This window comes from Oceanobacillus jordanicus (genome assembly GCF_022095695.1).
GTDB lineage: Bacteria > Bacillota > Bacilli > Bacillales > Amphibacillaceae > Oceanobacillus_B > Oceanobacillus_B jordanicus.
Genome location: NZ_JAIFZM010000002.1, coordinates 385,027 through 396,688 on the forward strand (window position 1 = coordinate 385,027; position 11,662 = coordinate 396,688).

At 38.6% G+C, this 11,662-nt stretch carries 9 protein-coding genes; 7 read left to right on the plus strand and 2 right to left on the minus strand.

Annotated features, from left to right (window positions below):
• The first annotated feature begins 324 nt into the window (after positions 1 to 324).
• The 3 genes from K3T81_RS03955 to K3T81_RS03965 all read left to right on the plus strand — a co-directional run bounded on the left by K3T81_RS03955 (position 325) and on the right by K3T81_RS03965 (position 2,980).
• Complete coding sequence (locus K3T81_RS03955; protein WP_106897672.1) at positions 325 to 897, plus strand: sigma-70 family RNA polymerase sigma factor; 573 nt, start codon at positions 325 to 327, stop codon at positions 895 to 897.
• The gene (locus K3T81_RS19570; RefSeq protein WP_238018382.1) at positions 897 to 1,976 is read left to right on the plus strand and encodes a DUF4179 domain-containing protein; all 1,080 of its coding nucleotides are present in this window, start codon (positions 897 to 899) and stop codon (positions 1,974 to 1,976) included. The genes K3T81_RS03955 and K3T81_RS19570 overlap by 1 nt, the downstream gene beginning before the upstream one ends.
• Before the next feature lie 854 nt (positions 1,977 to 2,830).
• Positions 2,831 to 2,980: a hypothetical protein gene (locus K3T81_RS03965; RefSeq protein WP_106897670.1), complete on the plus strand. Its 150-nt coding sequence runs from the start codon at positions 2,831 to 2,833 to the stop codon at positions 2,978 to 2,980.
• Positions 2,981 to 3,427: 447 nt separating this feature from the next.
• Here the strand turns inward: K3T81_RS03965 and K3T81_RS03970 are convergent, their stop codons facing one another.
• The gene (locus tag K3T81_RS03970; RefSeq protein WP_238018384.1) at positions 3,428 to 4,732 is read right to left on the minus strand and encodes a S8 family peptidase; all 1,305 of its coding nucleotides are present in this window, start codon (positions 4,730 to 4,732) and stop codon (positions 3,428 to 3,430) included.
• 403 nt (positions 4,733 to 5,135) lie between these two features.
• Between K3T81_RS03970 and K3T81_RS03975 the strand changes: the two genes are divergently transcribed.
• The 4 genes from K3T81_RS03975 (at position 5,136) to K3T81_RS03990 (ending at position 10,854) form a co-directional block, all read left to right on the plus strand.
• Complete coding sequence (locus tag K3T81_RS03975) at positions 5,136 to 5,594, plus strand: nuclear transport factor 2-like protein (protein ID WP_238018386.1); 459 nt, start codon at positions 5,136 to 5,138, stop codon at positions 5,592 to 5,594.
• Positions 5,595 to 5,954: 360 nt separating this feature from the next.
• Positions 5,955 to 6,461, plus strand: a complete 507-nt coding sequence (locus tag K3T81_RS03980; RefSeq protein WP_238018388.1) for a DUF1648 domain-containing protein — start codon at positions 5,955 to 5,957, stop codon at positions 6,459 to 6,461.
• Between the two features lie 339 nt (positions 6,462 to 6,800).
• Positions 6,801 to 7,745, plus strand: a complete 945-nt coding sequence (locus K3T81_RS03985; RefSeq protein WP_238018390.1) for an ROK family protein — start codon at positions 6,801 to 6,803, stop codon at positions 7,743 to 7,745.
• Positions 7,746 to 7,776: 31 nt separating this feature from the next.
• The gene (locus K3T81_RS03990; protein ID WP_238018392.1) at positions 7,777 to 10,854 is read left to right on the plus strand and encodes a beta-galactosidase; all 3,078 of its coding nucleotides are present in this window, start codon (positions 7,777 to 7,779) and stop codon (positions 10,852 to 10,854) included.
• 297 nt (positions 10,855 to 11,151) lie between these two features.
• Here K3T81_RS03990 and K3T81_RS03995 read toward each other — a convergent pair.
• Positions 11,152 to 11,662, minus strand: a 511-nt coding sequence (locus tag K3T81_RS03995) for an IS110 family RNA-guided transposase (protein WP_238018394.1), incomplete at its 5' end; no start/stop codon positions are given.

The following is an 11,662-nucleotide window of genomic DNA, read 5'->3' on the forward strand; positions in this document are numbered from 1 at the left end:
AGGATTTGCACCTTTTTTCATTAACGGTGCAATTTAGTAGCACTTAATTTAGCGGAAAATCGGCTCCTTAACATGGAGGAGAACGGCTTTTTTGTTTGGATTTTGTTTAAAAATGTAATCTATTTTACCTATACTCCCGATAAACCTCTTTTGCTTTGTATTACCAATTTGACTAATCAAAATAATTCCCCTTATGTTGTTTATATACTAGTAGAATAATTGCGAGTAAAAAATGCGGTCCCGTTTTTCTGAAATTTCAAAATTAAAAAATGAAACCAATTATTAAATGACGATGTCTAAAGAGTGAAAGAAAGGAGGTACACAGTGGGAGAGAAAGATTCGCATGCAATTAACGTAAATGAAGAAATTAATATCGATTATCAAGATAAAGAAATAGTAATCGAGCAGCTAATGGAACTTTACGCCGAAAAGGTTTTCCTGCTAGCTTTTTCCTTTGTAAAGGACAGAGGTGTAGCTGAGGACATTTCACAAGAGGTTTTCCTAAAGGCTTATAAGTATCTTGATAGTTTTAGAGGAGAGGCTGCTTTAAAATCCTGGATATATCGCATCACTGTTAATACTTCCAAAGATTTTTTAAAGAAAAATAGCTTGAAGCAACTGATATTAGAGAGTAGCTTCTTTGAAAATTTCAATAGAACCGAAAGTACTGAAACCTCTTTTCTTAAAGCTGACCGCAATGAACAGCTATTACAAACAATTTTAACATTGCCAATAAAATATCGTGCAGTAATTGTACTCCATTACTTTTATGATTTAAAAATTAATGAGCTTTCTTCGGTATTGAATTTAAATACGAATACTGTAAAAACAAGGCTTTCAAGAGGGAGAAACATACTGAGACGGAAAATGGAAGCCAAGGAAGGAGAGGTATTTTAGTGAAAGATAAGCTTAAAAAGATACATGAACATTACCGTGAAAATTATTACAGTGAAGAAATAGCTGATCGGATCAAAGATGGTGTTCAGCAGAATATTAAAAATGCGGATAAGATTCAACCTGGGAAAAAGCAGCGACTCAATATAGCAAAGAAACTATTATATGTTACTGCTGCCTGCATCGTATTATTTGGCCTCTTCGTCGGATCTGCCTTTATATCACCAGTAATGGCGGAAGTAGCCTCCAAAATACCATTTTTAAATAAGATTTTCGAACAAGAGCCTATTTACGAAAATCTCCTAGAGGAACTTAGGGATAAAGGCTATGATATTGGTGCAGGCGGTTACAGTGTCCGTGATAAAACATATTTTGTGGAGGTTAGGGGATCAGAGGAATATTACAACCAAGTAAGGGAAGAAGTTAAAGAAATTACAAAAGATATCATTTCTTCAAGAGGATATAATGATTTTACGGTAGAAGTGGATAAAGAGAAAATAATGGAGTCTGATAGTGATCCAGCAAATGATCCTAAATATCGAGAGAGCGAGCTTGTGTTTGATGTATTAAACGAGGTTGTGCCGAAATTACAGCAAAAAGGCTATAAAATTGAGCCTAATTACAGTGTTGGTTATACTGGTCCAGACGCTAAAGATATTACGGTGGATTTGGACATCGAGGATACAGAGAAACGTACGGATGAAATTGAAGGAGCAATTCATGAAGGTATTAAAAAGCAAAATATTGAAAAAGAAGTTACGATACAATTTCATCCATTTAATGTTCAAGAAAGGGAAATTGAGAATAAATGGACCAGTGATGTACTGCCAATCATTTGGGAGGGAATGTTAAGTAAAAAAGAGTACAAAACAAAAGGTGTGGGGTACTCCTATAAGAAAGGCACTATGAACATTTTTATAACAACAACTATAGATAAGTCAGACAACGAAGCATCTGAAATAGCAAAAAAAATTGAAATAGCCATTCACGAATTCCTACAATCAGATGATTTAAAAGATATCGTGGATGACACTCCTTATAAAGTTGTCGTTCGAGATAAAGATAGTAAAGATATTAATTAAAAAACAAGGCGATACTTCCCCCCTGTGAAGTATCGCCAATCTATTATTTTGGTAGTTGAAAGGATTGTGTCATCATCCCAAAACTATAATTGGTAAGTCAAATGTATCTAATATTAGTTTGTAAGGTCATCGGAAACACTACTTGGATTAACCAGAAAAATTATGTATTGAACGTCTTATAAAAAACCAACATTGTAAATAATCATACTTACACTGTTGGGTGCAAGAGTTTAACAAAGAAGCGTCATTTATGGAGATCCTATTTTTGTATTTGAAAAATCATTGGAATTTTATGTTAGAATTAGTATGTGAACAGATATACTTACATTAACGAAGCAGGTTAGTTGAAGAAGGTAATATTTGGATTAAGATAGATATAAGTAGAAAAGTTAATAACAAGGGATCATTTTTTGGAGAAAAGTATTTTGGATGTAGATTTTTTTTAACAAGTAGTAAAAAAGACTTTGCAAAAAAACAATATTTCCCCTGAGAAACCTAAATTCGAAATCATCGATAACGTAATGGTTATTAACATTAAAAACTATTTAAAAGGTGGAGTAGACTTAGATTGTTTAATATTTAAACCTTATTTACGAACAATTGGACCTTTAGAAAAGAGCTGAACAAACAAGAAGTAGAATTATTGAAACTTCTGCAGAGTGTCAAGGCATGTTATTTTGATTATAGCAATGAAATGAATACCATTTGGCGATGAATAATTATACTAAGTTTTTACTGAAATATGCAAAGTTAGCAGTGCATTAATTAAGTAATAAGGTTTACTTTAGTAAAATAAGGTATATTATATTTGTTGAATAGATTCTCTTTAAAGACAAGAAAAGTAGGTGAACAAAGTGGGGAAATATCAATTGGATTACAAAGGTCAGGCAGCTGTGACAAAGTTTCATGAAAAACAGACGCCTGCCAAATTTGATAAAAAGAAGCAACTTGAAAAAATACGTGCGGAGTATTTGAAAAAGAAGCAAAAACAAACAGATAAATAATATGAATGAAAACATAGGAAGAATAAAATCTCCCTATGTTTTTTTATTCGAAGTTCTTTTTTCAATTGATGATAGAGATTATTATTCCATAAATTTCAGATTCGGTGACTTGGCTTAGGTAGCTGAATAAAAAGATAAGTCTCGACCTTTTCAGCAAGATACTTTCTCAACAACCCACACTCAAAGAAAGTCAGGGGATAAGTGCTTTACATCAATAAGGGAGGTTGTTGAAGCAACCTTGAAGTAACGGTTGCTTTAGTTTAAGAAGAAAATCGTTATCCAATAACAAAGGAGCTTGTTAATTCAAGCTCCTTCTTTTGAATTATATTGAGACCTTTTTGCGCTTAGTTGTGATTTCCTTCGCGATTTACTATGATATCTAGCTTAGCGGACCTCATAATGGACCCCGTTACACACCTTTTCATTTCTACCTATGGTTCGTGATACTTATCCTTTTGTATTTGCTGCCTGCGCCGTTTGTTGTGCATTGTAGTAGTTTTTTGCCATTTCCACTGCGTCTATTGCGTCGATATAGCCCCATAGGTCATCGAACATTGGATGAGAGGTTGCTTTTAAAATGCTTTTCACGTCATTTGGACTAAGATTCGGATTGGCTTCAAGCATTAATGCCACAACACCTGCACAAATTGGTGTTGCCATAGATGTTCCGGATAACTGAATGTAGTTTTCGTCGACAATCTGTTCTGGAAGCTGGTACTCTAGTGCAGAGTCAGGAGAGAGAAGAGATATGATGTCTGTACCTGGAGCATAAATATCAGGTTTCACGAAGGAATCAATGGTCGGTCCTCTGCTAGAGTAATCTGCGATTACATCATCGGATCGTTCAAGTGTATCCTGGTCATAGGCAGATCCGACTGTAATGATAAACGGGTCAATTGCAGGGGTACCAATCGTTGTTGGGGCTGGTCCGCTGTTACCAGCAGCTGCACAAACAACAATACCATGATGCCATGCTTGCTGCGCAGCAATCGTTAATGGGTCGTCCCTAAACGATTCATATGCTGTCGCTCCAAGAGATAAGGAGATGACTTTAATATTAAGTTCATCTTTTTTGTCTATACACCATTCAATCCCTTCAATGATAGTGGACAACCTTCCGCTCCCTTGTTCATCCAAAACCTTCACACTTACAATGGTAGCTTCTGGAGCTGGACCTGAATATTGTCCATTGGAGAGTTGACCATTACCAGCAGCATCTCCAGCACAATGTGTTCCATGACCATTATCGTCATAGGTGTCCTCTCGGTCATTAACAAGATCTTTAAAAGCTACAATTCGATCCTTCAAGTCTTCATGTGGATGCACACCTGTATCAATAACAGCGATGGAAACATTTTTACCCTTTACGCTGTGTTCCTTCCACACATTAGTCGCACGAATATGATTACTTGCTATATCGAGATAAGCTGTTACAATTCGATCATGAAAGATACGGTCCACAGCATTATGATCCTTAATTTGCTTAATCTTCCCAGGTGTTAAATATCCCCTGATTCCATTTACAGTTGTTAATTCTTTTTCTAATTTATTATGGGATTCTTTGTTGCAGGTTTTAAGGAGGTCATCTTTTGAAACATGTTCGCAATCGGAGTTAAGGTATACAATTACCGGGATTTCTCTATTACCTGTTTCTAATGGATCATCTTTTCGATTTAATTGCAGTTGCTCCACTAACCCAGGATCCAGCCTTTTTCCAGCTTCTTCAAACCATACTCTTTTACGGTTACTCATCGTTTCTCCTCCTCTTATTTATTCTTTTTAAATCTAAATGAATGTAAAAAACATCCAACTACTATAAATTTAACAATCTATTCGAAATAGGACAATCCGCCAACATATCTATTTTTAGAAAATATAGACTATTTATATGACCTATTATAGCGGGTACAGGGAACTAATTAGTTCCAATTCATTATTACACTCCATAATTCTATCAGTTGGAAGCATGACTTTTTCATATAAATCTCCCCCTTTGTAATAACCTTTTTATTCACTTTACTGCTATGAATGTCCAAACATAGACCACAACATAGAAATATAGTATTGCGAATATGTACTTCCCATTTTGCAACGGGTATAGTACGATTTTAATGTAGAAAATAATATGAAACTATACATAGAAAGAAGGCATACGATGAAAAAAGTCTTACTAATTATGATAGCGCTTCCTGTATTGCTGATAGGATGTTCCAATAGCGGACCTACCGTTAAAGATACACCGGCAGAGGATTTAAGTGAGAATGCCAGCGAAGTAAAGCAAGTGTTAGAAAAAAATCTTCAAGCTACGCAGGAAGAGGACATGGATGCCTATTTAGCTACACTTGTGGAAAGTGGCAGGGAAAGCACAAAGAATGAGATCGCAGGTTTCTTTGAAGACTATGATATTGAGTACGAATTGTTAGGCTTTGAGATTTTGGAAGAGGAAGATGAGCGTATTGTCGTAGAAGCTGAACAACGAGCAACTGCTACATATGTCGCAGAAGGGCTTTCCTATCGTGACCATATAGCAAGGTCTGAACAAACCTTTGTGAGAGAAGAGAGCGAGTGGCGAATAGCTGAGTCAGAGATTACGAATACCGATATAATAAAGTAGAAAGCTTATACATAAATTTGTCTTAGAATATTTAAACCTTGTGTGGAGGTGCTTGCGTGTCAGGCAAAGGTGTTGCATATGCTATTTTCAGTGATAGATACTCTAGTCTTAAATTAACTTTAGCGCTTCTTTAACAAGTATTGCTGTTCACGATATTCTGGGACATACAAAGCAAATTCGATCCGGTTGGTTTATCCATAATGGTTATTTCAACTATCGTTATGATGTATAGGTTTTTAAAAATAATGGTTTATCCTGATGTAAATAAAAAGAGAGAAAAGCTTCACTTATTGGGGACGTTTGTTATTTTCGCGATGTCCATCTATATAGCAACCTTTTAGACAAAAAGGAGGATGAGAGATGTCAGGATCTTGGAATAGACCAAAAATAAACATACCTAAAACGAAAATGGAGTGGGGTTCAGACATTATTGGCTACCTCTCCTTTTTAGGCTCGGTTGTCTTTTTAATCTTTAGTTGGGGAATGCTTCCAGAAGAAGTCCCGGCACATTATAATGCTTCTGGAGAGGTTGATAGGTGGGGTTCCAAATTAGAATTACTCATTCTACCTATTGTCGGGATGTTTACTGCATTTTTAATGCAGGTGTTTGAAAAATTCCCAGAAACGCATAATTATCCGCAACGAATAAATGAAGAAAATGCAGCCGAATTTTATTTAAATAGCCGAAAAATGGTAAATTTATTAAAGAATATTTGCTTCATCATCTTTGCTGTCATTTTAGTCCAATCCATAACAGTAGCACTCGGATGGAGTAACGGATTTGGAGCATGGGTTTTACCCGTAATCATAAGTAGCTCATTTATCCCTATTGTGTTAGGTCTGTTGAAGCAACGTAAAATTAAATAGAGGGGTACAACGTGATGATTATATTTCTAAATAAAGAAATTGATTGGCCCCTCAACCTCCTTTAATCTGTTTCTGATTCCGCAAAGGTCTTTCCCCAGCAATACTGTTTTCCCATCCTTTATGACTCTCTGCGTTTGCTAACCTTTCCAGTCTTTGGACAAAAAACTCCCTATGAAACCGCTGTTTAACGCTACTTCACATACTCCTTTTGTAAGGTCTACATAGTAATAAAAAATGACATATTTACAGTTTGTAAAGATCTAATAGATAATAATAAGGAAATTATGATAGCGTTTGCAAAAAACTTACTTATTCTCAACTAGAAAGAGGAGCAGAAAGATGAACTATTCGATCGGGATTGATATTGGAGGAACGAAAGTAGCGCTTGCTATTGTGGATGAAAATGGGAATGTGAGGGAGCAAACTATTATTCCTACTGATCTCACCATAGCTCCAAAAGCAATGATTGCAGAAATTATTCAGGAAACACATGCATTGATTGAAAAATCCTCGCTCACAGAGGAAGAAATAATCGGAATTGGCATAGGTGCACCAGGGCCACTTGATAATCAAAACGGCATGATTACCTGTCCCCCAAATTTAAAAACGTGGGTGGATGTTCCGGTTCAAAAGTGGATCCAGCAAGCTTTTCCTTATCCGGTTCGGTTGGAGAATGATGCAAATGCTGCGGCGCTTGCGGAAAAATGGATTGGGGCTGGTCAGGAAAATGAGAATTTTATCTACATAACAGTCAGTACAGGGATCGGTGCCGGGATTGTGGCAGATGGTAGATTGCTTAATGGCCAAAAAGGCAACGCGGGAGATATTGGGCATACCGTAGTCGACCCATCATTCGGGCCATGTTCCTGTGGACAATCTGGTTGTCTTGAATCAATTGCTTCTGGCACGGCGATCGCAAGAAGAGGGTCAGCAATTATGGGAGAGGATCTGACTACAGAAGAAGTATTTGCTCTCTATGAAAAAGGGCATCAAGAAATTACCGGTTTGATTGAGCGTGTTTTCCGTGTCTTAGGCGTTGCCTGTGTTAGCATGATCAACACCTTCGATACGGAGAAAATCATTATCGGTGGCGGCGTCTCCAAAGTAGGGGATGCATTGTTTCAATCTGTCCAAGCATATGTGGGGCAGTTTGCACTTAATCCAACGGGGCGCCAAACGGAAATTGTACCAGCCAAATTAGAACAAAGTGCTGGTGTTGTTGGTGCAGCGGCATTATGTTTCATTACAAATGATGATGCGACGAGTAGTTTAGTAGAAAAATAAAATTCACCAACTAATATTGGAGGTAACAAATATGAATAAAACGGTACTATTCTATGATGCAAATTTTCCACTAGATGGCAGCAGACCAAGCGACGACTTTTTTGAAACGCTCCGTTCTAATCTTACAATAGTAGATACAACGTCGTTAGAAAGAACTTTACTGGATGAGGAGGTTGATTGCTTTATAAACCTTCATGGATCCTATTTCCCAAAGAGCGCATGGCAAGCAATCTATCAGCATATGGAGAGAGGGAAGGGCTTCGTACACATTGGAGGTAGTCCTTTCCGCATTCCGTGTAATCTAGTAGATGGGGAATGGAGAACAGAGCGGGAGCAGACTGCATATCATCAGGCACTAAATATTCACGAAACATTACCTGTCCAAGCTAAGCCAATCACGACTTTAGAGCATAATGATGATATTCCGTTATTCAGTGGAAAAGAAGATTTGTTTACGATTGAAGATACGCTTAATTTTGTTTTACATGTTACAAAAACAAGTTCCATTGAAGCAGAAATGGGCTCAGTTGGCCCAATGGATGCGCGCATTTATCCATTGCTAAAGGGAATTTCCAAAAGCGGTCGAGAAGTAGCGGCGCCCGCAGTATTGCTTGAGAATATGAAAGGAAAGTTTACTGGTGGACGTTGGTTGTTTATTAACCAGAAAGTTACGGAGCGATTCTGGACCAAGGACGGTGGCAAAGCGCTCATGGAATTTGCCGAGTATACCGCAAATGGCGTCACCGAAATGTCCTTGAAAACAAACTATGCTACCTATGAAGAAGGGGAGCGTCCGAGCGTTACCTTTCAAATCCAAAACTTTAACGATAGCATTATTCCATGGACGTTAACCTATACTGTTACAAAAAGCGGGGAATCGATTTACGCGAAAACAGAGAAAGTAGAGACATCCCGACACTTCAGTACGAATTCCTTTCACATTCCGATCGATTTGGAGCCTGGATTCTATCAAATTACCTGTGAGGCCAAATCTAGTAACGGGGAAGTTCGTACCCTGCATCAAGGTTTCTGGGGGATGGATAGGAAGCTCTTAACTAGTGGAGAACCGCTAAGCTGTGACCGTGACTATTTTTATAAAGATGGTCGCCCCATGCCAATTGTGGGCATGACCTATATGACGTCAGATGTCGCGCGTTATTTTCTCTTCCTACCTAACCCTCATGTGTGGGACCGAGACATGGCGCAAATGAAACGGGCAGGGATTAATTATATTCGGACAGGGATTTGGACTGCCTGGCGAAATATGATGTTCGCTGATGGGCATATGGATGAAAATGTACTGCGCTCAATTGATGCCTTTATTTTATGTGCAAAAAAACATGATCTAGAAGTGACGTTTTGCTTCTTTTCTTTCACACCAGAAACCTGGGATGGAGAAAATCCATATCTTGATCCAAGAAGCGTGGAAGCACAGAAGCGGTTTATTACGGCAGTTGTCTCAAGGCATACCGAGACAACCAATATTAACTGGGATTTGATTAATGAGCCATCCATGTTTGATCCGGAACGTACATTTGCAGGACCGCGCTCGGCTCATGATAAGTACGATCGTCATGCATACAGGGAGTGGTTAAAGAATCGACATCACTCGATTGTTGACTTACAGGAAAAGTGGAATATGACCGCTCAGGAATTACCATCTTTTGATGCAATTGAAGCCCCTGAAGCTAGTGAAATTAATTTTGGGATAAAAGATATGTTATTTGGTAAGAAAGGCTTAAAGTGGCTGGATTATACGCTATATACAATGGCAATGCATAACCGCTGGGCTGAGGAGCTAACTAAAACGATTAAGGATCTTTCGCCAAAACAGCTTGTTACGGTTGGTCAGGACGAAGCACTTGGCTCACAGCGTCCTTCTCCATTATTCTATAGTGATGCGGTCGATTATACGACGAATCATACGTGGTGGTTGTTGGACCAATTGGTTTGGGATGGTATCTTTACGAAATCACCTACAAAACCAAACCTGGTTCAAGAGACTGGCTTGATGTATGTAGAGAATCCGAATAACCAGGCAAAGAGAAGTGAAGAAGAGTTACGCAATATTCTCGAAAGAAAGTATGCCTATTCTTTTTCTACAGGTGGGGCAGGAGCTGTTCAATGGCTCTGGAACACGAATTACTATATGAACAATGTTAATGAATCGAATATTGGTGCTATTCGGGCTGATGGAACAGAGAAGCCGGAAACAAATGTGTCCTATGACTTTGGAGCATTTGTTGAGCAAACACGAGATTTATTTGATGAGCGGGAGCTTGAAGACATTGCGGTCATCTTCCCTTATTCCAATGATTTCTCTAATCGCAAGCTAGCGCAAGGTGCCACAATGAAGCTAACGCGGACGTTGGCTTACGATATGAATATTCCATTCCGTGCGCTTAGTGAATACCATCTTGAGGCACTTGAACCAGCTCCTCCAAAGTTGGTCGTTATCCCAAGTGCTCATAATTTCAGCGGCAAAGCTTTAGATACCATACTGGAGGCTGTGAAAGAACAAGGTATCAGCCTGCTCTTTACAGGGCCAGTTAATCTTGATGAATATTGGCAGCATACAGGACGCCTAGAAAGTATCATCGGCAAAACCAAAGTTGGAAATATTACGCGTGAGGAGTTACTAGGTTTAAATGGACAACAGTATCCCGTCTCGTTTGGTGGAGAACGCATTGCCGAGGTAATGAAAGAAAAGGTTGTTGGCGACAGTCATCCTACAGAGGTGAAAGAATATTCTTACGGGAAAGGGAATTTGATCTGGTGTCCATTACCTCTCGAATTGAATGAACGCAATGAACCGATTACAGCATTATACGAGTACGTGATGCAAAAAGCTGGTGTGAAGGTAGAGCTAGAATGGCTTGAAGGAGATCTACCAGGTAACTATGGTAGGAAGCTACAATTCAAAAATGGGAACTTGTTTATCTTTGTATCAGAATGTGCGGAGGATACACAGGTTTCAGTCAAAGATGCCGTTACAGATAAGGATTACTCCTTCACACTCGAAGCAGAAAGAACCGTAATGTTCACAACAGATAAGGACGGAAAAATTACTGCCACATATCGACCAGAAGAAGTAGAGATTACAGAGTAGATAGCACTACAATGCTAAATAAGGAAGAGGTCGGGACATAACAAACGTTTTAGTTAAAAGACGGATGATTGCTAGAATAAGCGTAAGAAATATACGGAGACTCCTATGGGAGGAAGGCCTAGGTGAGACCCCGGAATGCGGAGCATCCGGAGGCTCATCAGCCGCCCATGGAAAGACCAGCTATGAGTTGTCAAGGAGAGAAAGACATTTTTTTATAGTAATGCTTATTTAAAAAATCTCATGCCGAAATACACCTCTCTTTCAAGGTGTTATGGGGAACCTAAGTTCGTGAACATTTTATTGCACATGAGGCTCATATGGCTTTTGATCTCGTAAAATGGCAAAAATGATGTGTGTTAACTTTCGTGCTACAGCTCCTACAGCGACTTGGTGGCTTTTCCCCCTACTTTTTAACCTTTTATAATGCTGAGATAATGCCGGGTCACATTGGCTCGCAGAGAAGGCGGCATACCAAATAGCTCGTCGTAAATAAGGGGAGCCTCTTTTGGAAATTTTCACGTAGGAAGCCTCAAAATTACCAGATTGTTTCACAGCCGGGTCTAACCCAACAAACGCTACTAACTGTTCAGGGCGTTCGAAACGTTTTATGGACCCTATTTCTCCTAAGATTACGGCTGCGGTTGGATAGCCAATACCGTTTATAGTTGTTAAATGTGTATTTTGGTTATCTACAAGTTTCATCAGCTTTTTATCAAGCTCATCTATTTGTTTGTCCAATAAAGATATCTGTTCTAGAAGCAGATGGATTTGCATCCTAAAGGCATCTGTTGCCATGTTGATACCGAAG